This window comes from Microbacterium sp. GXS0129, from assembly GCF_044769785.1.
Taxonomy (GTDB): domain Bacteria; phylum Actinomycetota; class Actinomycetes; order Actinomycetales; family Microbacteriaceae; genus Microbacterium; species Microbacterium nymphoidis.
The window spans coordinates 877,178-900,433 of record NZ_JBIZVZ010000001.1 but is presented as its reverse complement, the minus strand read 5'-3'; the positions used below and the strand labels follow the sequence as shown (position 1 = coordinate 900,433).

Sequence of the window (23,256 nt, the reverse complement as noted above, 5' to 3'; positions counted from 1 at the left end):
GCCTAGTCAGCGTCCGCGTCGCATCTGAGGATTGATCATCGACTACACCGCTGTCATCATCGCCTACCGCCAACCCGCGCTCCTCGCGGCGGTGATGAACCGCCTGGCGTCCCAGACCCTTCTGCCCCGCGAGGTGCTCGTCGTCGACAACGGCGGCACGCTCAGCGCCGCGGACGTGGCAGCCATGCCACTGTCCGACCGGGTACGTCTCATCGAGCGTCCCGACAACCCCGGTTACGCCGTGGCGGCGAATCAGGCGCGCGGCACCGCCTCCGAGGCGGTGCTCGTCCTGACCCACGACGCCGACTTCGACGACGCTCTGGCGGCCGAGCTCTGCGACGCCCTGGCCGCACACCCGACCGCCGGCGCGGCCGCCCCCGTGCTGCGGTGGTCCTCCGATCCGGAGCGGGTGTTCTCCGCGGGCGGCTACCTCACCGCCGGGGGACGCGGCGGACATCTCACAGCCCCCCGCGCGGCCCAGCCCTACCCGGTGGACTGGGTCGACGGGGCCATCGTGATGTACCGCACCAGCGCGCTGGATGGGATCGGCTGGATCAGCGAGGACTACTTCCTCTACTTCGAAGACGTCGACACCGCCTGGCGGATGCGCCGGGCAGGACACGAGACGCTCGTCGTGCCGTCCGCGCTCGCGCGTCAGCAGCCGGGCGCGCATCCCATGTACCTCGGTATCCGGAACATGACGCTGTTCGCCCGCACCGCGGGAATCCCGCCGCTGCGGCAGGCTGGGGCCGTGCTGCGCCGCGTCGCGGAGGAGTCCGTCGGCGGCCTTCTGCGCGGGCGCGCCCCGCATCCGATTCAGGCGTGGCGTGGGTGGCGTGATGGACGTCGCGGGGTCACCGGCAAGCCGGAGGACCGATCATGACCATCGATGTGATGCTCCCCTACTACGGGGATTCCGAGCTTCTCCGTCTCGCCGTGCAGAGCGTTCTGGCGCAGACCTTCACCGACTGGCGGCTGGTCTGCGTCGACGACGGCAGCCCGGACGGTGGCATCCACGACTGGCTCATGTCGTTGCACGACGAGCGCATCGTCTCGATGCGCAACGAGGCGAACCTGGGCGTGGCCGGAAATTTCTCCCGGTGCCTCGAGCTGGTGCAGGCCACACACTTCACGATGATGGGCAGTGACGACATCATGCTGCCCGATCACCTGGCTGTGCTCGATGCCGCCCGTCGCCGGTACCCGGACGCGCAGCTCCTCCAGCCGGGCGTGCGGGTGATCGACGGCGACGGCAGGCCCGCGCTTCCGCTGGCCGATCGCATCAAGGCGATGCTGCGCCCCCGCACCGACCGCCACGATGTCGTGCTGCGTGGCGAGGAGATGGCGACGAGTCTCACCCGCGCCGACTGGGCGTACTTCCCCTCGCTGCTCTGGCTGACCGCTCCCGCCCAGCAGGTGGGCTTCAACCGGCAGTACGAGATCGCGCTCGACCTCGGGCTGATCCTCGACCTCGCGATGCGCGGCGGCAGTCTGGTGGTGCTGGATCCCGTCACCTTCGAGTACCGCAGGCACCGGGCATCCGCATCGATGTCAGCGGCTCGCTCGGGGGAACGGTTCGCTCAGGAGAAGCGGTTCTTCGCCGACTACGCCCGCACCTTCCAGGCCCACGGCTGGAAGCGCGCCGCGGGAGTCGCGCGCCGCCACGTCATCTCCAGGCTGAACGCGCTGAGCGAGCTGCCGGGCGCGCTCCTCTCGGGAGGTGCCGGAGCATCCCGCCTCCTCCGGCACGCGGTCCGCTGAGTCCCGACCCGTCGGCGGGTACGGCGCTGCCCTTTCCGGGACTGCGCCGCTGCCGGGGGTCAGCTCCCGGGCGCGGTCGGATCCGTGCTCGCGTCCCGGTCGCGATCCTCCAGTGCGTCCAGTCGCGCCCCGAGGATCGCCACTTCCTCCGCCAGGCGACGAGTCTCGTTCTCGCTCTGTGACAGCTCCCACGACAGGTGCAGCGCCACACCGATCAGGACGACGATCGCTGCGGCGAAGAACAGGTTGACCGGCAGCTGGACACCGAGCAGGCGAGTCGCGCGCTCCAGCAGTCCGGGGAAGAGCCCCAGCACGAGCAGCACGACGCCCAGCAGCAGCCACAGGATCGCGTACTTCTCGCGCAACCGGCGGGTCAGCAGCATCCACATCACGGGGATGATCACGCCCAGGGAGACGATGATGCCGAGAATGCTGATCATCATGCGGCGTCTCGCTTTCGACGGGGGTTCGGGCGCATCAGGGCCAGGGTGAGGGCGAACACCGAACGCAGCAGATACACGGCCGAGCCGAGGGGTCCCTGGCTCGGGGTGCCGTGCTGACGCGGGCGCATCGCCACCGGCACCTGCGTGACGGTGAGGCCGGCGTGCAGGGCCGCCACCAGAGAGTCGAGGGTGTCACCGAGATACTCGGCGGGGTAATACCGCACGTACTGGTCGATGGCCCGCGGCCCTGCAGCCCGGAAGCCGCTGGTCACGTCGGTGAGGCGGACGTGCGCGACGGCGGAGACCACCTTCGCGAGCACGATCATCGCCCAGCGACGAGGACCGCGCACCGAGTAGTCGCCGACGTCGGCGAATCGTGCCCCGATAGAGATGTCCGCGTGGGCGAGGCCGGCGAGCACCTCGGCGATGTCCGCCGGATTGTGCTGGCCATCGGCGTCCACCTGGATCGCCTGACTGTACCCCCGGCGCTTGGCATAGGTGAAGCCGGCGCGCATCGCGCCTCCGACGCCGAGGTTGTACGGCAGGGAGAGCACCCGTGCGCCCGCCGCACGGGCGACCTCCGCCGTGGCGTCGGTCGAGCCGTCGTCGATCACGAGGACGTCGTAGGCAGGATCGGCGCCGATGATCTCGCGCACCGTGTTGCCCACGTTGCGTTCCTCATTCCACGCCGGGACGAGGATGAGCACCCGGCCGTCGGGTGGGGTCACGAGCGATCACTCACCTGGAGGTACGCGTCCAGCGACGCGGTCCACGCAGACGGAGTGAATCCGGTAGCGGTGATCTTGGCCAGCTCCAGAACACTGTTGCGTGGCCGCGGCGATACCGGAGCCGTGGCCGAGGCGAAGTACTCCGCGGTGCTCACACCGCTGACGCGCTCCGGATCGGCGCCGACGGCCGCGAAGACGGCGCAGGCGATGTCAGCCCACGAAGCGGCCTCGCCCTCTCCCGTCACGTTGTAGGTGCCGAACGGGGCGGACGAGTCGAGCAGGTGCCGGATCGCGGCAGCGATGTCCGCGGTGAACGTGAGCCGGCCGATCTGGTCGTCCACCACCTTCGGGTCGACACCCCGCTCGGCGAGCGACGCCATCGTGCGCACGAAGTTCTTCCCCTCGCCGATCACCCACGAGGTGCGGACGATGTAGTGACGCGGAGCCGTCGCCGCGGCGATGTCGCCGGCGGCCTTCGTCTGGCCGTAGACGCCGAGCGGCGCGAAGGGGTCCTCCTCGGTGTACGCACCCGACTTGGCGCCGTCGAAGACGTAGTCGCTCGACACCTGCACGAGAGTGATGGCGAACTCCGTGGCGATGGCGGCGAGGCTGGCGACGGCGACAGCGTTCGCGGACCAGGCATCGGCGCGTCCTGGGGAGACCTCGGCCGCGTCCACCGCGGTGTATGCGGCGGCATTGATGATCGCGCCGTAGTCCCGCCAGCGCCGCGCGTCGCGCAGCCCCGGAGCCGTGACGTCCAGGCCGGACCGCCCGGCGAACTCGACGTGCGCCGCCCCCGCATACGCCTCGCGCAGTGCGAGGCCCAGCTGCCCGTCCGCACCCAGTACCAGGATGCGCTTCGGCGGGATCGGGGTGACATCGGCCAGCCGCGGGTGGTTCTTGTCCTTCTCGCTGATCTCCACCTCTGCGAGCGGGATCGGCCACTCGATCGCTGCGGTCTCGTCGGCCAGGTTGAGGAACGAGTAGGACGCGTTCGGCGACCAGTGATCGTTGACGAGGTAGGTGTATGCGGTGTCGGCCTCGAGCGTCTGGTACGAGTTGCCCACGCCACGGGGAACGAAGATGGCGCGCGACGGGTCCAGCTCGGTGGTGTACACCGCCCCGAAGCTCGGCCCCTCGCGCAGATCCACCCAGGCACCGAAGATCCGGCCCGTGGCCACCGAGACCCACTTGTCCCACGGCTCCGCGTGGATCCCGCGTGTGGTGCCCACGGCGTCGTTGAAGGACACGTTGTTCTGCACCGGCCCGAAATCGGGAAGACCCAGGGCCGTCATCTTCTCGCGCTGCCAGTTCTCCTTGAACCAGCCTCGAGCGTCACCGTGCACGGGAAGTTCGAGCACCACGAGCCCCGGAATCGGCGTCTCGACGAGCGAGAGAGCCTTTCCGTACTCCGTCATCTCACTGCCCCTTGCTGGCGTAGAACGCCTCGGTGGCGTCCTTGGCGGGCGCCCACCAGCTCTCGTTCTCGCGGTACCAGTCGATCGTCGCAGCCAGCCCGCTCTCGAAGTCGGAGAAGCTGGGCGTCCAGCCCAGTTCGGTGCGCAGCTTGGTGGAGTCGATCGCGTAGCGCAGGTCGTGTCCGGCGCGGTCGGTGACGTGATCGTAGGCGTCGCGGGGCTGACCCATGATCTCCAGGATCAGCTCGACGACGTCCTTGTTGTTGCGCTCGCCGTCGGCACCGATGAGATACGTCTCGCCGATGACCCCCTTGTCGAGGATCGTCGCCACCGCAGAGGAGTGGTCGTTGGCGTGGATCCAGTCCCGGACGTTCTCCCCCGCGCCGTACAGCTTCGGCCGGATGCCACGGATGACGTTGGTGATCTGACGCGGGATGAACTTCTCCACGTGCTGGTAGGGGCCGTAGTTGTTCGAGCAGTTGGAGATGGTGGCCCGCACGCCGAACGAGCGCACCCATGCGCGCACGAGGAGGTCGGAGCCGGCCTTCGTGGACGAGTAGGGCGAGGACGGGTTGTACGGCGTCTGCTCGGTGAAGCGCTGCGGGTCATCCAGCTCCAGATCGCCGTAGACCTCATCGGTGGAGATGTGATGGAAGCGGCGATCGTGCTTGCGAGCGGCTTCGAGCAGGGTGTAGGTGCCGACGATGTTGGTGTCCAGGAAGGGACGGGGGCTGTGCAGCGAGTTGTCGTTGTGGCTCTCGGCGGCATAGTGCACCACGGCATCGACATCGGCGAACAGCTCGTCGACGAGCTCCGCATCGGTGATGTCGCCGTGGATGAAGCGCACACGGTCCTTCGGCAGGCCGTCGAGGGACGCCCGGTTCCCGGCGTAGGTCAGCGCGTCCAGCACGCTCACGTGCGCGTCGGAATTCTCCACCATGTAGTGGACGAAGTTGGATCCGATGAAGCCGGCACCGCCGGTGACAAGGAGACGGGTCATGCGTGTGCTCTCTTCAGAAGGTCCAGCAGATAGGTGCCGTAGCCGCTCTTCACGAGCTTCTCCGCTCGCTCCCGTAGCTCGTCGTCGGTGAGGAAGCCTTGCCGCCAGGCGACCTCTTCGGGCGCGCCGATCTTCATCGATGTGCGTCGCTCCATCGTGCGGACGTAATCCGCGGCATCGGTCATCTGATCGAATGTTCCGGTGTCCAGCCATGCGGTGCCCCGCGGAAGCACCTCGACCTGCAGCTTTCCGCGGCTCAGGTACTCACGGTTGACATCGGTGATCTCGTACTCCCCGCGCGCCGACGGCTGCAGGTTGCGAGCGATCTCGACCACGTCGTTGTCGTAGAAGTACAGTCCGGGAACGGCGTAGTTGCTCTTGGGCTCTGCCGGCTTCTCCTCCAGGGAGATGGCATTGCCCTCGGCGTCGAACTCGACGACGCCGTACGCCTCAGGCTCCGCGACCCAGTACGCGAAGACGGCGCCGCCGTCGATGTTCGCGAAGCGCTGCAGCCTCGTGCCCAGGCCCGGTCCGTACAGCAGGTTGTCACCGAGGACGAGGGCGACGGAGTCGTCGCCGATGAAGTCCGCGCCGATGGTGAAAGCCTGTGCGAGCCCGTCGGGCGAGGGCTGGACGGCGAAGGTGATGGAGATGCCGAACTGCGACCCGTCCCCCAGCAGGCGCTCGAAATGAGCCGCATCGTGGGGGGTGGTGATCACCAGGATCTCGCGGATTCCCGCGAGCATCAGGGTCGACAGCGGGTAGTACACCATCGGCTTGTCGTAGACCGGAACCAGCTGCTTCGACACGCCCAGCGTGATCGGATGCAGACGCGTGCCGGATCCCCCGGCGAGAATGATGCCCTTCACGGTTCCATGGTGTCATACGGGCCCTGCGAGAACGCCCCGCCGACACGCGCCGACGTTGCGCGACTCGGACACGAGCCGGTGGCAGACTCGTCAGCAACGCCAGTCACAACAGTAACAGTGGCATCATCAGTCACTTTCCGTCAGAATGGGGCAGTGACTCCGACGCTCCCCACCCGTCGCCGTGCCCTCGTCGCGGCTCTCGCGTCGGCCGCGCTGTGCCTCTCCCTGCTGGCCGCGCAGCCGGCCCTCGCCCAGTCGACGCCGGATCCCGCCGTCAGCACGGCTTCCCCGTCGCCGAGCGACTCCCCGATCACCGAGACGCCGGATCCGACCCCGCAGCCGGACGAAACAGGCACGGCATCCCCGTCGCCGGAGGCCACGTCACCAGAGGTCGTCGAGACACCCGAGCCCGTGCCCAGCGATAAGCCGGCTCCGACGCCCTCACCCTCCGTCACCGGAGGACCCGCGATCGCCGCCGCGGCAGCCTTCTCGGCGACGCTCGCGGAAGCCTCGGCCGCGGTGGCCGGCTTCCAGGCCGGGAACATCATCAACGACGCGACGTTCACGAACAAGAACACGATGTCGGCGTCCTCGATCGACACGTTCTTCCGCAAGATGGTGGGGACCTGCCAGTCCGGCTACACCTGTCTGAAGGACTACCGCCAGAACACGCCCAACCGCTCCGCCGACTCCTACTGCAGCGGCTACTCGGGCGCTGCCAACGAGTCCGCGGCCACGATCATCTACAAGGTCTCCCAGTCCTGCAACATCAACCCGCAGGTGCTGATCGTGATGCTCCAGAAGGAGCAGGGACTCGTCACCCACACGTGGCCGAGCCAGTGGCGCTATGACATGGCACTCGGACAGGGATGCCCCGACACGGCGCCGTGTGACCCGGCGTTCGCCGGATTCTTCTACCAGATCTACGGCGCGGCCCGCCAGATGAACATCTACATGGAGGGGCGCTACTTCACGTACTACCCCGCGGGCCGCACCTCCAACATCTACTGGCACCCCAACGCCAGCTGCGGCGCGGCTCCGGTCTACATCTCCAACAAGGCCACGTCGGCGCTCTACTACTACACGCCCTACCAGCCCAACCGCGCCGCACTGAACGCGGGGTATGGCGAGGGCGATGGCTGCTCGAGCTACGGCAACCGGAACTTCTACCTGTACTTCAACCAGTGGTTCGGCTCCACCCAGGGCGGCGGCACGCCGACGACGCCGGCGGACAACGTGCGCATCATCCGCGCGTCCGACGCCCCGGCCGTGTATCTGGCCGCCGGTGGCACCCGCTACCAGATCTCCACGGCCGCCGATCTCGACGCCTACACCGCGACCTTCGGCTCGATCGTCATCGTCTCCTCCGCCGAGGTGTCTCGCCTCGGCAACGGCGGAGTGGTCACCCGTTCCGTGCGTGATCCCCGCAACGGCGCGATCTACCTTCTGGAATCCGACCGCACGAAGCACCGCTTCCGCACGGTGGAGTCCGTGACGCAGTTCGGCTACCGCGCCGAGAACGCGCGCGATCTGCCGGCGTCGGTGATGGACGCCTTCGCCACGGGCGCCGAGGTCGGCTCCGTGTACCGGGTGGGTACGGGATCGCAGGTCTTCACCGCCCGGTACTCCCGCTCTCAGTACGTCTACGACGCCACTGCGCTGGGCGATCGGCTCGGGGCGGAGAGCACCTACGTGGCCACCATGGACCCCGCGGCGGCGGCGCGCATCACAGCCGGCGCCACCTACTTCGGCGATCGGCGTCTCGTGCGGGCCGCGTCGTCCGCCATGGTCTATCTGACGACGCCCACCGGAACGCTGGTTCCTGTTCCCTCGCTGGATCTTGCGGCGCTGTTCGGTGCCTCCGGCGTCACCGCCGTGGCCGACTCCTCCGTCAGCTCCTCCGCCGTGACCCGCACCACGCTGCTGCCGGCCGTCGCCTGCGGGCAGGAGGTCCGGGTGCTCGACGGATCCGCCTGGCGCCGGGTGACGAACGCCACCAACGTACGCACCACCAAGCTCACGGCCGCCGACTGCGAAGGACTGCCCGCGATCTCGGGCGCCACCCTGACCGGACCGATCTTCGCTCGTCCCGCGAGTGGTTCCGCGGTCTACTACTTCGACCCGTCCGGCTCGCTTCGCCACGTGGTGAGCTACGCGGATCTCGTCGCCCTGAACGGCGCCCCCAACCGGGCCATCCTCACCGTCTCCTGGGCTCAGGCCGCGATCACGGTGTACGGCGTCGGCAACCCGCTGGTGGCGCGGGAGGGCGCGCTGCTCTCGTTCGCCGGAGACCCCGCCGTCTACGTCGTGCAGAAGAACACCATCCGCCACGTCCTCACCTGGACCTCCCTGGTCTCGCTCAGCGGCGGCTCCACCCCGAGCGTGGACCCGCGTGCGGCATCGGTGAAGGCCTCATTCACGCTGGGCAAGCCGTATCTCGCCGATCGCAACGCGGTCCGCTTCGGCAACGCTGACGAGATCTACATCGCCGAGAGCGGGAAGCTTCGCTACGTCGCCACCTGGGACACCTTCGTGAGCTACTACGGCGGTCAGATCCCGAACGTCGACAGCCTGCCCACCTCGCAGCGGAGCAAGTTCGCCAATGGAACGCCGCTGCTCAAGAACGGCAGCTTCGCGCGGTTCGGGACCGACCCCAAGATCTACTACATGGACGGCACCTCGCTGCGTCACGTGACGACATGGGAGGCCTACCTCCGCCTGGGAGGCAATGCCACCGCCAGCGGCGTGGCGGTCGTCCCCGGCAAGGCGTCCGACTACCCCATCGGATCCCCGATCAGCTGATCGCCCCTCTGCGGAGAAAGGCCGTGCTGTCCCAGGACAGCACGGCCTTCCGTTTCGGACTCAGCGCCTGCCCGCCTCCCCGCGTCACCTGCGGCGGCGCGGATCGCGGATCAGTTCGCGAGGCCGCAGGAGGTGACCTGGTAAAGCTCGGCCCCCGGCTCACTCGCGACCAGGCGCGCGTACGGCGAGTCATCGAGATCGTCCAGGCCGCTGAAGTCCGGATGATCCGACTCCATGAACTCCCCGCCGTCGAACACGAGGATGTAACGCACCCCGGTGGCCTCCAGCGCCTGACACATCCGCGGGCTGTCGCCCTCGGTGTCGAAGGAGCTGTTGATCACGGCCGCATCCGGCGTCTCGACCATCAGGAGGTGTGGCATGAGGACCTCACGGCCGCTGATGCCATAGGCGAAGGAGGTCCCCGTCCAGGGGTTGCCCGCGATCACGTCGCCCTCGGGCACGTACTCGTCCAGCTCCGAGAGCAGCTTGTACTCCCCGGCGGACAGGATCGGGCCGTCCGTGCCCTCACCATTGCCGTAGGCAACGTGCAGGTCGGTCTGCGCCTGACGCAGCGCACCGGAGTTCACACCCAGCAGAAGCAGCACGGCGAAGACCCCCAGCGCGAGCGGTATGACGCCGCGCAGGCGCCGCAGGCGTGACACCGTGAGAAGGCGCACGACCAGCCGCACCAGATGCTGGGCGCCGAGCGCCGCGATCGGAACCACCGTGATGACCCAGATGCTCGCCAGACGCGGGGGGTTGTTGTACCACGGCCCGGTGAGCCAGGTCCGCAGTGTCTCGAAGGGCGACCCGGCGACGATCACGTAGAGCGCCCCGCCGATCACCAGCATCCCCAGCGCCACCGCCCGCAGATAGGTCGGGCGACGCAGGGCCGTGACGGCTCCCACGAGGGCGAGGAGTGCGAGGAGATAGGCCACGGGGTAGTCGAACACCGCCGCTGTCACCACCTCCCCCACCGCGGTGGGGAGCGTACCGGTGACGGGCCAGTAGATCTCCTGAGCCGGTGGACGGACGAACTTCAGCACGACGATGCCGACGACGCCCAGCGCGATCATCCCGGACAGCACCAGCGCCCGATCACGCGTCCGCGCGCGGGTCCGCCACAGGTGGAGGGCGAGGGCGAGCACCGACGGGACCGACAGCGCGAGCACCGCCAGGAAGGCGCTCGGGTGCGCCAGGGCGACACCCGGCAGGAGCAGCACGACGAGGAGTATCGCGTCCTGTCTGCGGGGCGCGCGATGCGGGCGCAGAACGGTGATCATCGCGGCGATCGCGACCGGGGCGATCGCGAGCCCCAGAAAGAGCGGATAGACGGGGCCGTAGTGCAGGGGCAGGTACGGGAACGCGGGCGAGGCCGCGGCGAGAACCCCGCCCGCGACGCGAGCCAGCGGGCTCGAGCCGAGCAGGCGTCCGGTGAGCAGGACGATCGAGGCCGGCCACACCAGCGCGGCGGCCACGAACACCAGGGCGTTGCTCGCCAGCGCGACAGAAGCGCCCGACAGCTGAACGATCAGCGACGCGACCGCGTGCCAGCCGGACGGGTAGAAGAGCAGATTCCCGGGCGAGGTCATCGTTCCCACCCAGAACGGCGATGCATTCCCGGTGTCCAGCACGTACTGGATCGCGTTCACGTGGAAGAAGTTGTCGTAGCGCTGATTGATCAGCGTGGGGTCCCCGATCGCATGGGCCAGCACCCAGGTGATGAGCGCCGCAGGGGCGAGCATCGCGAGCGCGCCCGCCCAGACACGCAGCCCGGCGGGTCGCCGACGAGCAGCCGGGGCGACGGGCTTGCCCACCCAGCGCATCCACGCCCACGCGGCCACCGACGCCACCGCTGTCAGGGCCAGCACGGGCAGGATGTTCCAGCGCAGCGGCGTCCACCCGGCGATGACCGATGCAACGGTGATGAGAGAGACCGACAGGGGCGCTGCGGCCGCCAGCAGCCACCAGCCGCGCAGACGCAGGAAGAAGCCCAGGACGAAGCCCGGTACCGCCAGGACCCCGATGGCGGCCAGCACCGCCGGGAGGAATCCGATCCAGGTGTCGAGGGAACCGCTCATCGCCGGCTCAGGCGGTCACGCGCGGGGAGTCGACGTAGTCGATGCGCGGGTTGAAGGTGATGCCCTGCAGCCACTTGCGCATCAGCTTGGCGCGCAGGGGCAGCGAGACCCGCCCGCGGTGCAGACTGACGAACAGGCGGGCACCGAACTCCAGGTAGTACAGGAATCCCTGGTGGTGCAGGCGCCACGACGCCTCGTTGCGCACGCCGTAGGAGAATTTCCAGACGCTCTTGGCATCGACCATGGCGAAGTTGACGCCCTTGTTGTCGCCCATGTCGTGCACCACGACGCTGTCCATCACCTGGACACCGGGGCACAGGCGCGTCATCCGCTGCGTGTACTCCCGGTCGTCGAACCAGATGAAGTACTCCTTGTACGGCAGTCCGTAGCGCGCTATCGCCCACCGCGGGATGAGCACCGACACGAACGAGCAGGTGGTCACCATCACGCTGTTCTGCCCCTTGACGAGCAGCCGCCCCCAGTCCCACGTCGGGATGGGGTTGTTCATCTCGCAGATGTTGCCGTCGGTGTACTCCACCACCGAACACGCGAAGGGAACGTCGCCGCCGAGCTCGTCCACGGCCTCGTCGAAGCCGCGGACCATGTTGGCGAGCGCTTCCGGCTTCGGGTAGCAGTCATCGTCCATGATCCACACGTGATCGGCCCCGGTCTCGTAGCCGCGACGCATGCCCTCGGAGAACCCTCCGGCGCCACCGGAGTTGGTCGCCATCGTGATGACCTCGTGCGGCACCGTCGTGGTCAGGGAGGCCAGGTACTCGGCGGTGCCGTCCGTCGACGCGTTGTCGATGATCAGCAACGTCTCGACGGGGAGGGTCTGCGCCTCGATCGAGGCGATGACGGTCTTGAGCTTCTCCAGGCGGTTGAACGTGACCACCACTGCTGCGACGGCTACCATGTCGCCACCTCCTGTGCGAACCACTCGCCCGCCGATTGCGTGTTCATCAAGGTCTTCTCCGCTTCGCGTTCATCGTGCCAGAGCTGTCGGCGGGCGGCTTCATCCCCCGCCAGCCGCAGCGCGAGATCCGCCTGGGCGCGTGCCGCGAGGAACGCGTTGCGCGAGGTGAGCGCCCGCGCAGGCACGATATCGGACTGGGCACCCACGTCCGTGGAGATCACCGGCACGCCGGCCGCGATCGCCTCGAGCGTGGTGAGGGTCAGTCCCTCGTTGTGCGCCGTGATCATGAGCAGGTCGGTCTCGGCATACGTCTCCGCCACGGGCACCGACGAGTCGCGCCGGATGATCACGTCCGTGAGCCCCTTGCCGGCGATGAAGTCCTCGATCGCCCCGGCCATGTCGCCGTCGCCATGCATGATGAAACGGATCGACGGGTCGGCCGCGTGGATGCGCCCCACGGCCTCGACGAAGACCTCGGGGGCCTTCTGCCGGGCGATCCGGCCGACGAAGGACACGGTGAAGGGGCCGTCACTGCGGGGGCGGAAGACCGGCTCGACTCCTTCCGCCACGGTGAGGCCCACCAGCGGAGCCATGACGATCTTGTCCGCATCGATGCCCTGCACATCACGCATCCAGCGCTCCAGAGCAGGCGAGATCACGTGGTGCGTGGTGATCGGCGCATCGGCCATGACGGCGGAGGCGGGGTAGCCGCCGCCGCGGTACTCCACGATGTGGGTGGTGTCGATGATCGGGATCTGCGGACGCGAGGCGCGGATCCACGGCAGTCGATCGTAGAGCCACTGGTTGTGGTGCACGAACACACCGCGCACGTCCCAGGTGCGAAGGATCGCGCGCAGCAGTTCCTCCACCCCCGGAGTCTGCGAGAGCGCCGTCGCCTCCGAGAACGGGATGGTGACGGCACCGTCGAGCTCGGCGCGATCGATCCACGGCTGGTGCGAGTCGCGGTTGGCCAGCACGATCGGCACGAAGCCCGCGTCGCGGATCATGCGTACCGTCTCGAACGCCCAGCGCTCGGCGCCGCCCATCTCGAACCAGTGCATCCCGACCAGGACGGCCCGCGGCGCGCCGGCGGGGGCTTCCACCGCAGGGACGAGGCGAGCGTCCTCATGGATTCCGCCCGGGAGGAAGTCGGCGGCGTAGTCCCGGCGCGGCACCGGCGAGTGCAGGGGGCGCCGGTGGCGCAGCAGCTCCAGATCGCGCACCTGGTCGTACAGCAGCGGCGTGCGTGAGCGGATCGCCCGAAGCGCGCGGCGCACCGGGTCGGGTGAGATGTCGCGCGGCGGGTCGAAGTCGAGCACGCTGTCGCGGGGAATGTGGATGTGGCGGATGTCGCCGTCGATCAGCTCGTCCGCCGGCGCCTCGACGGCTGTGTGCTCCCGCGGCTCGTCGGCGACGAGGCTGCGGATCTCGGCGGTCCACAGCCGGCGCTGGAACGCCCGGGACGCTCCGCTGAACGAGCTGTCATCCGTGCTGCGCGGAAGGTCGGTGGGCCCGCCGTCATAGGCGATGAGGCGAAGCGTCCGTCCCGGCGCCATCAGGGCGTGAAACGCGCACGCCCCCGCCAGGATCCGCTGCTCGCGCACGCTGAGATCGGCGGGGATCTCATCGCCTCGGAGGATCTCGAACAGGGCGGGCTCGCCGAACTGGCGCTCGATCGACACGGGCACAGATCTCCACTCTCGCAGGTACCGGAGAAGCCTACCAGCGGCGTTTTTCCGCCCTGTCAGGGCGCGCTCAGGTGACCGGGACTCGCGGATCAGGGCTCTCTCAACGTCGCGACACTCAGCGCCATTAGGATGGTCAGCGCCCGCTCGGCCGGATCCTCCTGGTCCGGCAGCCCGACCACTGAGGAGCAGAATGACGCGATCGTCCACGGACGCCGCGACGCTCGAGCGTCCGGGGCGCAGCCACGGCCTGCTCGATGTCTTCGATCACCGCTACCTGCTCTCGCTCATCGTCCGCAAGGAGATCCAGATCCGCTACCGCGGTTCGATCCTGGGCTGGCTGTGGTCGTATGTGAAGCCTCTCGTGCAGTTCGTCGTGTTCTGGCTGGCGATCGGCGTGTTCCTCGGCCAGAACAAGAACGTCGAGTTCTTCCCGATCTATCTGCTGTCGGGCATCACCGTGGTGACCTTCTTCAACGAGGCGTTCTCCAACGCGACCCGATCTCTCGTGGACAATGCGGCGCTGATCAAGAAGATCTACCTGCCCCGCGAGATGTTCCCGGTGGCGAGCATGCTCATCGCGGCGGTGAACACCCTGCCCCAGGTGGTGGTGGTCATCGTGATCTCGCTGTTCTTCGGCTGGGCTCCCTCGCTGCTGCAGGTGGCCGCGATCCTGCTCGGGCTCGTGCTGGTGGCACTGCTGGCCACCGGGCTCGGCCTGCTGTTCGGATCGATCAACGTCACCTTCCGCGACGCGCAGAGCTTCGTGGAGATCATCACGATGTGCGCCGTGTGGGCGTCGCCGGTGATGTACCAGTGGACGATGGTGCAGGCGGAGATCCCGCACTGGCTGTGGGTGATCTACCGCCTCAATCCGATCACCATGGCCGTGGAGCTGTTCCACTTCGGCATCTGGGGCGGACTGCACCCCAAGAACGCTCAGGTGATCGATGGTCTGTGGACCTATGTCGGCATCGCGTTCATCACCAGCCTCATCCTGGTCTTCGTGGGCCAGCTCGTCTTCCGGCGCCTGGAGGGTCGCTTTGCCCAGGACCTCTGAGAACACCGTGCCCCGCATCATCGCGGACGACGTCCGCAAGGCGTTCCGGCTGCGGCACACACACTCCATCAAGGAGACGGCGCTCGCCGCCGTGCGACGCAAACCCATCACGACGGACTTCCGTGCTCTGGATGGCGTCTCCTTCCAGATCGGCGAGGGCGAGGCCGTGGCGCTGCTGGGCTTCAACGGCTCCGGAAAGTCCACGATGCTGAAGATGATCTCCGGTGTGCTCACCCCCGACTCGGGTGAAGTTCTCACCCGGGGGCGCGTGGCCGGGCTCATCGAGGTCGGCGCCGGATTCCACCCGGACCTGTCGGGCCGCGAGAACATCTACCTCAACGCGGCGATCCTCGGGATGACGCGCAAGGAGACCGACGAGCGATTCGACTCGATCGTGGAGTTCAGCGAGATCGAGCAGTTCATCGACACCGAGGTCAAGCACTACTCCTCCGGCATGTTCCTGCGCCTCGCGTTCTCGGTGGCGATCCACACCGAGGTGGACATCCTGCTGATCGATGAGATCCTCTCCGTGGGTGACGAGCCGTTCCAGAAGAAGTGCCTCGCGCGCATCCGTGAACTGCACGCGGCGGGCAAGACGCTCGTCGTGGTCTCCCACGACCTCGACATGGTCTCCGATCTGTGCGAGCGCGGAATCCTGCTGCGCGGTGGCACCGTGGAGTTCGACGGGGACAGCAAGCGCGCCGTGGAGCTGATGCGCGCCTGATCACGCGCATTCGCCCGTCGGCATGTGCGGGGCTAGGCTGGTCCGATACCCGACGACGTGCATGGAGGTGCCGCCCGTGAGGAGTGCCCTGCTCGGCGCCACAGGATTCGTGGGCCGCAACCTCCGCGCGGCGCGAACGTTCGACGACCTCTACGACTCCCGGAACATCGGCGACATCGCGGGACGCACCTACGATGTGGTGTTCTCGGCTGCGACGCGCGCCGACTCGCACCGGATCAATGCCGATGGCGGCGCTGATCGCGCGGAGATCGACACCCTCATCGAGCGCGTCTCACGCGCTCGTATCGAGCGGCTTGTGCTGATCTCCACCGTTTGCGTCTTTCCCGCCGGGACGACGCCGGATGAGGAGACGATGCCCGACGAGAACGGCCTCACCCCGTACGGGCGTAATCGCCTGCACATGGAGCGCGTGCTGTCCGAGCGCTTCGACACCGTCGTGCTGCGACTGCCCCAGCTGTACGGCGACCACCTGCGCAAGGGCGTGGTGCACGACCTCCTGCGCAACCACCGCGTCGCGCACATCCGGCCCGACGATCATCTGCAGCACTACGACGTTCGTCGGCTCGCGGCGGATGCCGCCACAGCGATGGCGGCGGGGATCACCACCCTGAACATCGCCACGGCGCCGATCCGCAACGACCAGCTGGCCGAGCGGGTGTTCGGAATCGACATCCGGGGCCAGGAGCCGCCCGAGCCGCCCAGCCCGTTCGCCGCCATGTACACGCGCGACATGCGCACCCGCCACAGCGCCCTCTTCGCCGGCACGGAGGGATACATGACCGACGCCGCCGGCGTGCTGGCGGGCCTTCGTGCCTTCGTCGACCGGGAGCGCGCCGGTGCGTGACGGTCGGATCGTCTCGGCAGTCATCACCTGCGCGGGCCAGGGCACGCGGTTCGGATCGAACAAGCTGCTCGTGAACCTGGGTGGGAGGACCGTGCTCGAGCGCACCGTCCGTGCGCTCTCGGTGGATCCGGTCGATGAGGTCATCGTGACCGCGAGCGCCGAGAATGCCGACCTCTACCGCCGCATCCTCCGAGACGCCGGGCTGGACGTCACGGTCGTGATCGGCGGTGCCGAACGGCACCTGAGCGCGCGGCACGGACTGCAGAGCACCCGCGGCGAGATCGTCGTGGTGCACGATGGTGTCCGGCCATTCGTGCAGCCCACCGCCGTCTCCGCCGTGGTCGATGCGGCGATGCAGCACGGGGCGGCCATGCTCGGGACCCCCAGCACGGTGCAGATCAAGCTCGTGGGCGAGGACGGCTTCGTGCAGGGCTCCCTGGAGCGCCAGCACAGCTGGATGGGCCAGACGCCCCAGGCCTTCGACCGCGATCTGCTGGCGACCGCCTACGACCGCGCCGTCGCATCGGGCTACTCACGAGTGAGCGACGACGCGGATCTGGTCCACGAGTTCACCGGCACAGCGGCCCGCATGCTCACCGGAAGCGCGGAGAACATCAAGATCACGACGCCGCAGGACCTCGCGACCGCGCGCCTCATCGCCGAACGGCGCACGGCGGACGAGCGCTGAGGCGTCTGGTCCCTCAGGAGCCGCGCAGCGGATTGTCCGAGCGCAGCCGCTCGATGACGAGGTCGTAGAGCTCGTTCACCCGTCGGGCGTCGGTGCGGATCTCCCAGAGTTGCTGGCGCAGGTCGGCGTTCTCGGCTTCGAGAGCCGCGACCCGCTCGCTGAGGGGAGCCACCGCCTCCATCGCGGCGAAGTCCGCATCGCCGAGACGCTCGAGCTTGCCATAGGCGCTCGGCGCGATGCGGCGCGCGAGCGAGCGCACGGTACGGCGGATCCGGTTGATCATGTCTCCTCCAGGAACAGGGGGGCATCGGTGCGATCCACGCGCACGGCTGCGGTGCCGCGTGTGCCCGTACCGTCCGGGCGCATTCCGCGCCGGAGCACGCGTATCGCGAGACGCCGCCCACGCGCCTCCTGCTCCAGCCAGGCCGTGGGCATGTGCCAGGTGCGCGGAAGGGTGGCGTCGTAGTCGTGGGCGATGTCGGTGTCGTCGATGAAGTGCGCGAACCCGCTTCCGCGCAGCATGAGCTCGAGCATCATCAGCAGGTTGTGCCGGCCGTCGGCGGTCATGCTCTGCAGCAGGTGGCTGCCGAACACCACCCATTCCCGCCCCTCGGCGAGGAGCTCGGCCCCCAGCGCCAGAACGGCAGAACGGTCGTTGAGGTTCAGGAAGCGGTAGCGGACGGCGTCGTCGTCGAAACGCCCGGCGAGCGCCAGCGCCTCCAGACTGTAGTCCACGCCCAGCACGGTGTGCCCAGCGGCGGCGATCCTGCGCGCCCACGTTCCGTCTCCGCACCCCACATCCAGCACACACGCTCCCGGCGGCAACGCCGCGATGAAGGCGTCCACCTCTTCCGCACTGCCTTCGCCCTGCGGGCCGGATGCGGCGAGGTAGTGCTCCTCCCAGGCGTCGCGGCCGTGGTTGAAGCTGCCGAACCAGCCGTCGAAGCGCAGCACGGTCGAGGGCGGGTCGGGGAAATGGAACGACGCGTCCGGCACCCGCCACGATGGCCCGTACGCGAACGCGAGCCAGGCTTCCGGCACCGCAGGGGCAGGGAGGGAGGTGCCCTCGATGTCCAGTGCGACCGGCGGGACGAGATCAGCCGCGGCGATTCCCTCACCGCGCAGCGCAAACGGCTGATGATAGGTACGGCCGCGGAAGAACCCGGTGAACACGTCGATGTAGTGCTCCGGGAGACCGGCATCGTCCGTGAAGTGCACGGCGATGTGCGCGAGGCTGTGCCGTACCACGGTGAGGCCCTCGCCCCTGAGCAGGCGTTCCATCCGCGTGCTCTCCAGGGCGAGATCGGAGGGATCGCTGTGCGCGGAGAGAAAGGCCAGGTCGATGTCGTCGTCGTGCGCGAGCATCCGCCCCTCCCGGACGACGCCCAGGAGTGCTCCGCCGACCACGAACGGATCCCACCCGCCGCGCCGGAGCAGGTCCACCACGCGCCGGGCGCTGACCAGCATGCGCTGGCGAACCCCGTCGCCGCGTCCGTCGTTGACGGCGCCGAGCGTATCCCACTTGTTCATCGCGAGCAGGCGCCCGCGTCCGTCCACGAGTTCGAGACGCTCGTCCACACCGGCGAACCGCATCTCGCGAGCCGCCAGCTCCGCACCGCTCACGACGTCGTGAACGCTGACACGCGTGGAACCCACGAGCCGCGCACGCAGCGCAGCGGGCCACTCGAAGTGCACGTGTCCGTCGCGCGCAGCCGGGACCGTGGTCGTCCACACGCGGTGCCCGTCGAATCGCACGTCTACGCGCGTCACCTCGCGCACGGCGACCTCGGCGATGACGAGATCGGGTACGGCCTCCACTGGCAACACCTCCGGCGTGCTCGGGTTCGCACGCTCCCTCACCCTATCGGTGAGGCGGCAGCCGCACGAGGACTCCTCGGGATCCGGGCGTGTTCCCCCGGGCGCGTCCGACCTGATCGCGCGCCTATGCCGACCCGACGGAATCCCGCTCCACGAGCGTGGGCAGCAACAGGCTCCGCGTCAGTGCCGTCGAGCGCGATCCGTGGATCCGCGCCAGGCACATCTCGAACGCCCGATCGCCCAGTTCCTGCTTCGGGGGCGAGATGGCGGTGAGAGGGACGGGTGCGAGCCCGGCGACCTCGTCGTCGTAGGAGATCACCGACAGATCCTCGGGGATGCGCACCCCCTCCTCCAGCGCCACCTCCTCGAGTGCGATGGCGTCCACGTCGGTGAGGACGATGAGTGCCCGGATGTGCTCGGCCTCGCACCGGCGGATCAGGTCCACGAGGTGTGAGCGCTCGGTAGCCTGACCGCTGGCGTCACGCGGCAGCTCGGTCACGAACGAGCGCTCGTGCGACCGCACGGCTGCGGCGAACCCCCGCCGCAGCCACACGGAGGTGGCGGTGCCGGCCCGCAGCGCGAGGGCGATACCCGAGTGGCCGGCGTCACGCAGGCGCTGGACGGCCAGCGCGACGCCTGCCTCGTGGTCGGTGCGCACGGATTCCACCTGGCCGAGGGGCCGCATCGGATCGATGCTGCGCTCGGCGATGGTCACGGGAATGTTCTGCGCGCCCAGCAGATCCCGCAGCGCGGTGTCCTCCCAGTCCGCGTTCGCCGGGGTGATGATCAGGCCGTCCACACCGCGCGCCACGAGCTGACGGACCTGTGCGCTCTCGCGGTCGCTGCGGTAATCCGATACGGCCAGGGCCAGCCGACACCGACTGCGCGAAGCGGCACGACGGATGCCGTCGACCACGCCGTGGTAGTAGTAGGTCGCGCTCGGCACGATGACGCCGATCGTGGCGAGCGGCGTCGATGCCCGCACACCCGACCGACGGGGAGAAACCGCGCCGCCATGCACCCGTACCAGGAGCCCGTCCGCCTCCAGCTGCGCGAGGTCTCGCCGCAGCGTCATTCCCGAGACGCCGATGCGCGCGGCGAAGTCCGCCACCTGCAGGGCGCCGCGCACCCCCAGCTCGGACAGGATCCGTTCACGACGCTCATCGGCAAGCATATGAACATCTTCGCCCATGAACGCTCAGAGGTGCGCAGACTCAGAGCTCGGCGTGCAACTGCCAGATGCGCTCGGCGGAGCTGTCCCAGGAGTAGGCGCGCCCGCGGTCATCGCTCAGCACGCCGTAGCGCTCGGTGTCGGCGAGCACCTCTGCGACCGCGTCGGCGAGGTCGCGCTCCTCCGCAAGCACACCGCCGTCGGCGATGACCTCGCGGTGTGCGGGTGTGTCGAGGGCGACCACCGGCACCCCGAGCGCGAGCGCCTCCACCACCCGCCACGGCCAGGCAGTGCGCGTGAGCGTGGAGATCAGCAGCTCCGAGCGGGCCAGCACCACGGCGCGATCGGCCGCATCCAGCTCCGGACGCACCTGAAGGTGCCGCTCCGGCACGCCCGCAGCGGAGGCGAGCTCCCTCACCGCGGCCTCCTGGTCCGCCGGCACTCCGATGATCAGCACGGCGAGGTCGTCACCCGCCTGTCCCGAGACAGCGGCGAGCGCCTTCCCGAGGCCGTCGGACGGCGCCGTCGTCGCGTCCGTCACGACGTAGCGTTCGGGAAGCACCAGATCCCGGGCGCGCGCATCGGCGTCGGTGGGCTCGCGGAACCCGGACGGTGCTGCACCCGCCACCACCCGCACGCGGTCACCGAAGGACCACTCCTCGTCGAGGCGGGCGGCGTGGGCGAAGGTGGGCACGACGATCGCGTCCGCGTGTTTGACGGCGCGCTTGAGCATGCCGCGATTCCAGGTGACGGCGGTGCGGGCCACCTCCGACGCCGCCTCCCAGGCCCGCAGATCCCACAGCGTGACGACGCTCTGGTCGCCGTCGTTCACCCGGTCATGACGCACCAGCGGGGCGGCCAGGGTGGTCGAGTGGATGAAGCCGCCCCCGATCGAGGGAGCGACCCCCAGCTGCCAGGCGGCAAGGAGCTCCCGGCGGGCGAGAGATGCCACCCGGACCCCGGAGAGGCCCGGCACGAGCGTGGTGAGATCCGCCTCGCCGCTGGGGACGATGGCCGCCACCTCGCACCCGTCCGGGGCCATGCGGATCAGAGCGCGCGCGGTCTCAAGCCCGGCCGTCGCCTGGTCCGAGAAGGACTGTGCCGAGGCCTGATCGATCACCACACGAAGGGTCGCCGTCATGTCTCCGACCCTAGTGCTCGCCGCCGACACCGCCCCTTCGGCACCCCGGAGGTCGGGGGACGCTCAGGTTGTCGTCAGGGCGCGGGAGTGTCCTCCGCGGCCGGCGGATGCAGCCTCTCCTGGATGAGCTGCTGGATCGCGGTGAAGTCCGGGCTCGTGTCATCGATCGTGCTGCCGTCCAGGAGCGGGGTGCCTTCCGGGGTGAGTTCGATCTTCTGCACCTCCTGCGACTTCGCCTTCAGGGCGAGGTTGAGGAAGGGCTGCATCATCGACTGCGGCACGTCCGTCTCCATGACAGCCGTTCCGGCCTTCGCGATCTCCTGGAACCGCGAGAGCACGTTCTCCGGGGTGAACTGCTTGAGCATCGCCTCCTGCAGCTCACGCTGGCGACGCATCCGATCCCAGTCGCTCGTGGTGTAGCGCGAGCGCGCATACCACTGGGCGGTGTTCCCGTCCATGTGCTGTTCGCCCTGCTCGATCCACCCGATCGCCCAGTCCTCCGCCGGCTGCCCCTCGTACGCGGGGCCACCGCCCTCGGGAAGCCGCTCGGTCACCGTGATCTGCACCCCGCCGAGCGCATCGATCAGCGCCGCGAAGTGGTCCATGTCGATGAAGACGTAGTACGGGATGGTGATGCCGAGAACGCCCTCGGCGGCGTCCTTCGTCGCCTCGATTCCGGGGGTGGAGCCGTTGGCGACCGCATCGGGATACAGGCCCTCGTCGGCGCGGCAGATCTCCAGCTCGGTGTTGAGCTGGTTGATGGCGCTGGTCCAGCCGCACTCCTCGTCTGCGACGCCGTAGTGGCCGTCGGGATAGAGGTCCTGCATGGGGCCGGGGGCGAAGGGGACATCCGGCATATCGCGCGGGATGCCGGTGATGGTGACCGCGCCGGTGTCGGCGTTGATGGACACCACGGAGATGCTGTCGAAGCGCATGGAGTCCCGGCCATCGCCGGAGTCCGCGCCGAGCAGCAGGATGTTGTAGTACCCGTCGGAGGGCGCCACGGGCGGGGCGCTGGAGGCGAACACGCTGCCGAGCGTGTCCCGGGTCGTGCCGACGATCCCCGCGGCATAGGTCGCCGTGCCGCTGGAGACGACGAGCAGGCCCGCTGCGAGGGCGGCGATGCCGAACCGCGATGCCGTCCGGATGCGAACGAGCTTCACCAGCATCAGGGTGTTCAGCCCGAGGATGATCCACAGCACCGCATAACCGATGAGAAGCCCCTGAGCGAGCACGGTGATCGCCGCGAACAGCCAGCCGACACCGATGAGCCAGAAGTAGAAGTCACGCAGCAGCACGGCGATGAGCACGGCGATGACGAGGAGCGTCCACATGAGGATCGTGGCTCCGAGGCCGAAGCGCCCGAGCTTCCGGTTGCCCGCCAGAACCTGCGGGGAGCCGGGGATCAGGAAGCCGAGGATCACCAGCCACCAGCCGCGGCGGGTCATCACCGCACGATCTGCCGCGTCAGGGTGACGCATGGGCTGGGTGCGGATCGCGGACCCCGCCCCCGTCCGATCGGCGACGAGCGCGGTCACAACGATCCCTTGAGCCGGATGTTCTTCTGCTCCACCTGAGCCTCCAGGTCGCGCGCGTAAGCCTCGACCGCGTCGGCGACCGCGGGGTCGGAGGTGCCGAGGATACGCGCCGCCAGCAGTCCGGCGTTCTTCGCGCCGCCGATCGAGACGGTGGCCACCGGGATTCCCGCGGGCATCTGCACGATCGACAGCAGCGAATCCATGCCGTCCAGTGTCGCCAGCGGCACCGGGACGCCGATCACGGGCAACGCCGTGATGGAGGCCAGCATGCCCGGCAGGTGCGCTGCACCCCCGGCGCCGGCGATGATCACGCGCAGGCCGCGTCCGCGTGCCTCCCGGCCGTAGCGGACGAGCTTGTCCACCGTACGGTGCGCCGAGACGACCTCGACCTCATGCGGGATCCCGAACTCGGTCAGTGCGGCGGAGGCGTCCGCCATCACGCGCCAGTCCGAATCGGAGCCCATGACGACGCCGACGAGCGGGTTCTCGGATGAATGCAGCGCAGAGGTCACCAGAACAGGCTAGGGGGCCCGGCCGAACGCCCGGTG

Annotated in this window: 21 protein-coding genes; 7 read left to right on the top strand and 14 right to left on the bottom strand. The window is 68.8% G+C overall.

Annotation, left to right across the window (positions count from 1 at the left end; translation table 11 throughout):
• The first annotated feature begins 31 nt into the window (after positions 1-31).
• Together ACIQJ5_RS03970 and ACIQJ5_RS03965 are read left to right on the top strand one after the other, a co-directional pair.
• Positions 32-883 (top strand): glycosyltransferase family 2 protein, encoded by an 852-nt coding sequence (locus tag ACIQJ5_RS03970; protein ID WP_402841103.1) that lies wholly within the window; start codon positions 32-34, stop codon positions 881-883.
• Positions 880-1,761, top strand: a complete 882-nt coding sequence (locus tag ACIQJ5_RS03965) for a glycosyltransferase (RefSeq protein WP_231092632.1) — start codon at positions 880-882, stop codon at positions 1,759-1,761. The genes ACIQJ5_RS03970 and ACIQJ5_RS03965 overlap by 4 nt, the downstream gene beginning before the upstream one ends.
• A 59-nt stretch (positions 1,762-1,820) precedes the next feature.
• On the opposite strand, the gene ACIQJ5_RS03960 is transcribed toward ACIQJ5_RS03965, so the two are convergent.
• Genes ACIQJ5_RS03960 through rfbA form a run of 5 tightly spaced genes read right to left on the bottom strand, consistent with a single transcriptional unit; the run spans position 1,821 to position 6,219 of the window.
• Positions 1,821-2,204: a DUF2304 domain-containing protein gene (locus tag ACIQJ5_RS03960; protein ID WP_231092631.1), complete on the bottom strand. Its 384-nt coding sequence runs from the start codon at positions 2,202-2,204 to the stop codon at positions 1,821-1,823.
• Positions 2,201-2,932 (bottom strand): glycosyltransferase family 2 protein, encoded by a 732-nt coding sequence (locus ACIQJ5_RS03955; RefSeq protein WP_231092630.1) that lies wholly within the window; start codon positions 2,930-2,932, stop codon positions 2,201-2,203. The genes ACIQJ5_RS03960 and ACIQJ5_RS03955 overlap by 4 nt, the downstream gene beginning before the upstream one ends.
• Positions 2,929-4,350 (bottom strand): sugar nucleotide-binding protein, encoded by a 1,422-nt coding sequence (locus ACIQJ5_RS03950; RefSeq protein ID WP_402841095.1) that lies wholly within the window; start codon positions 4,348-4,350, stop codon positions 2,929-2,931. The genes ACIQJ5_RS03955 and ACIQJ5_RS03950 overlap by 4 nt, the downstream gene beginning before the upstream one ends.
• Position 4,351: 1 nt before the next feature.
• Positions 4,352-5,350: a dTDP-glucose 4,6-dehydratase gene (gene rfbB, locus ACIQJ5_RS03945; protein WP_231092628.1), complete on the bottom strand. Its 999-nt coding sequence runs from the start codon at positions 5,348-5,350 to the stop codon at positions 4,352-4,354.
• Positions 5,347-6,219, bottom strand: a complete 873-nt coding sequence (rfbA, locus tag ACIQJ5_RS03940; protein WP_231092627.1) for a glucose-1-phosphate thymidylyltransferase RfbA — start codon at positions 6,217-6,219, stop codon at positions 5,347-5,349. Before rfbA ends, rfbB begins: the two co-directional genes overlap by 4 nt.
• 153 nt (positions 6,220-6,372) lie before the next feature.
• On the opposite strand from rfbA, the gene ACIQJ5_RS03935 reads away from it, so the two are divergent.
• Positions 6,373-9,021 carry a hypothetical protein gene (locus tag ACIQJ5_RS03935; RefSeq protein WP_402841090.1) on the top strand — a complete coding sequence of 883 codons (2,649 nt, stop codon included), beginning with the start codon at positions 6,373-6,375 and terminating at the stop codon, positions 9,019-9,021.
• A gap of 110 nt (positions 9,022-9,131) precedes the next feature.
• Here ACIQJ5_RS03935 and ACIQJ5_RS03930 read toward each other — a convergent pair whose 3' ends face one another.
• The 3 genes from ACIQJ5_RS03930 to ACIQJ5_RS03920 are packed head-to-tail and all read right to left on the bottom strand — an operon-like array spanning position 9,132 to position 13,706.
• The gene (locus ACIQJ5_RS03930) at positions 9,132-11,102 is read right to left on the bottom strand and encodes a DUF6541 family protein (protein ID WP_402841087.1); all 1,971 of its coding nucleotides are present in this window, start codon (positions 11,100-11,102) and stop codon (positions 9,132-9,134) included.
• A gap of 7 nt (positions 11,103-11,109) precedes the next feature.
• The gene (locus ACIQJ5_RS03925) at positions 11,110-12,018 is read right to left on the bottom strand and encodes a glycosyltransferase family 2 protein (protein ID WP_231092624.1); all 909 of its coding nucleotides are present in this window, start codon (positions 12,016-12,018) and stop codon (positions 11,110-11,112) included.
• The gene (locus tag ACIQJ5_RS03920) at positions 12,012-13,706 is read right to left on the bottom strand and encodes a glycosyltransferase (protein WP_402841084.1); all 1,695 of its coding nucleotides are present in this window, start codon (positions 13,704-13,706) and stop codon (positions 12,012-12,014) included. The genes ACIQJ5_RS03925 and ACIQJ5_RS03920 overlap by 7 nt, the downstream gene beginning before the upstream one ends.
• A gap of 190 nt (positions 13,707-13,896) precedes the next feature.
• Between ACIQJ5_RS03920 and ACIQJ5_RS03915 the strand changes: the two genes are divergently transcribed.
• The 4 genes from ACIQJ5_RS03915 to ACIQJ5_RS03900 all read left to right on the top strand — a co-directional run bounded on the left by ACIQJ5_RS03915 (position 13,897) and on the right by ACIQJ5_RS03900 (position 17,040).
• Positions 13,897-14,763, top strand: a complete 867-nt coding sequence (locus ACIQJ5_RS03915; protein ID WP_231092622.1) for an ABC transporter permease — start codon at positions 13,897-13,899, stop codon at positions 14,761-14,763.
• The gene (locus ACIQJ5_RS03910) at positions 14,747-15,487 is read left to right on the top strand and encodes an ABC transporter ATP-binding protein (RefSeq protein WP_231092621.1); all 741 of its coding nucleotides are present in this window, start codon (positions 14,747-14,749) and stop codon (positions 15,485-15,487) included. The genes ACIQJ5_RS03915 and ACIQJ5_RS03910 overlap by 17 nt, the downstream gene beginning before the upstream one ends.
• 76 nt (positions 15,488-15,563) lie before the next feature.
• Positions 15,564-16,352, top strand: a complete 789-nt coding sequence (locus ACIQJ5_RS03905; RefSeq protein WP_231092620.1) for an NAD-dependent epimerase/dehydratase family protein — start codon at positions 15,564-15,566, stop codon at positions 16,350-16,352.
• Entirely contained in the window at positions 16,345-17,040 is a 696-nt protein-coding gene (locus ACIQJ5_RS03900; protein ID WP_231092619.1) for a 2-C-methyl-D-erythritol 4-phosphate cytidylyltransferase, read from the top strand. Before ACIQJ5_RS03905 ends, ACIQJ5_RS03900 begins: the two co-directional genes overlap by 8 nt.
• 13 nt (positions 17,041-17,053) lie before the next feature.
• On the opposite strand, the gene ACIQJ5_RS03895 is transcribed toward ACIQJ5_RS03900, so the two are convergent.
• The 6 genes from ACIQJ5_RS03895 to purE form a co-directional block, all read right to left on the bottom strand.
• Positions 17,054-17,323 carry a hypothetical protein gene (locus ACIQJ5_RS03895; protein ID WP_231092618.1) on the bottom strand — a complete coding sequence of 90 codons (270 nt, stop codon included), beginning with the start codon at positions 17,321-17,323 and terminating at the stop codon, positions 17,054-17,056.
• Positions 17,320-18,858, bottom strand: a complete 1,539-nt coding sequence (locus ACIQJ5_RS03890) for a class I SAM-dependent methyltransferase (RefSeq protein WP_402841077.1) — start codon at positions 18,856-18,858, stop codon at positions 17,320-17,322. The genes ACIQJ5_RS03895 and ACIQJ5_RS03890 overlap by 4 nt, the downstream gene beginning before the upstream one ends.
• A gap of 124 nt (positions 18,859-18,982) precedes the next feature.
• Positions 18,983-20,032 (bottom strand): substrate-binding domain-containing protein, encoded by a 1,050-nt coding sequence (locus ACIQJ5_RS03885; RefSeq protein ID WP_402841074.1) that lies wholly within the window; start codon positions 20,030-20,032, stop codon positions 18,983-18,985.
• Between the two features lie 40 nt (positions 20,033-20,072).
• A complete protein-coding gene (locus tag ACIQJ5_RS03880; RefSeq protein WP_402841072.1) occupies positions 20,073-21,170 on the bottom strand; it encodes a glycosyltransferase in 1,098 nt (365 codons plus the stop codon).
• A gap of 74 nt (positions 21,171-21,244) precedes the next feature.
• Positions 21,245-22,708, bottom strand: a complete 1,464-nt coding sequence (locus ACIQJ5_RS03875) for an LCP family protein (RefSeq protein ID WP_308071082.1) — start codon at positions 22,706-22,708, stop codon at positions 21,245-21,247.
• On the bottom strand, positions 22,705-23,172 hold the full coding sequence (purE, locus tag ACIQJ5_RS03870) for a 5-(carboxyamino)imidazole ribonucleotide mutase (RefSeq protein ID WP_402842035.1): 468 nt from the start codon (positions 23,170-23,172) through the stop codon (positions 22,705-22,707). Before purE ends, ACIQJ5_RS03875 begins: the two co-directional genes overlap by 4 nt.
• Between the last annotated feature and the right edge of the window lie 84 nt (positions 23,173-23,256).

Bases quoted from the DNA above. Each gene is read 5' to 3' on its own strand.
- ACIQJ5_RS03915 (WP_231092622.1), top strand. From the start codon at position 13,897: ATGACGCGATCGTCCACGGACGCCGCGACGCTCGAGCGTCCGGGGCGC.
- rfbB (WP_231092628.1), bottom strand. From the start codon at position 5,350: ATGACCCGTCTCCTTGTCACCGGCGGTGCCGGCTTCATCGGATCCAAC.
- ACIQJ5_RS03960 (WP_231092631.1), bottom strand. From the start codon at position 2,204: ATGATGATCAGCATTCTCGGCATCATCGTCTCCCTGGGCGTGATCATC.
- ACIQJ5_RS03895 (WP_231092618.1), bottom strand. From the start codon at position 17,323: ATGATCAACCGGATCCGCCGTACCGTGCGCTCGCTCGCGCGCCGCATC.
- ACIQJ5_RS03925 (WP_231092624.1), bottom strand. From the start codon at position 12,018: ATGGTAGCCGTCGCAGCAGTGGTGGTCACGTTCAACCGCCTGGAGAAG.
- ACIQJ5_RS03885 (WP_402841074.1), bottom strand. From the start codon at position 20,032: ATGCTTGCCGATGAGCGTCGTGAACGGATCCTGTCCGAGCTGGGGGTG.
- ACIQJ5_RS03930 (WP_402841087.1), bottom strand. From the start codon at position 11,102: ATGAGCGGTTCCCTCGACACCTGGATCGGATTCCTCCCGGCGGTGCTG.
- ACIQJ5_RS03880 (WP_402841072.1), bottom strand. From the start codon at position 21,170: ATGACGGCGACCCTTCGTGTGGTGATCGATCAGGCCTCGGCACAGTCC.
- purE (WP_402842035.1), bottom strand. From the start codon at position 23,172: ATGGGCTCCGATTCGGACTGGCGCGTGATGGCGGACGCCTCCGCCGCA.
- ACIQJ5_RS03950 (WP_402841095.1), bottom strand. From the start codon at position 4,350: ATGACGGAGTACGGAAAGGCTCTCTCGCTCGTCGAGACGCCGATTCCG.
- ACIQJ5_RS03965 (WP_231092632.1), top strand. From the start codon at position 880: ATGACCATCGATGTGATGCTCCCCTACTACGGGGATTCCGAGCTTCTC.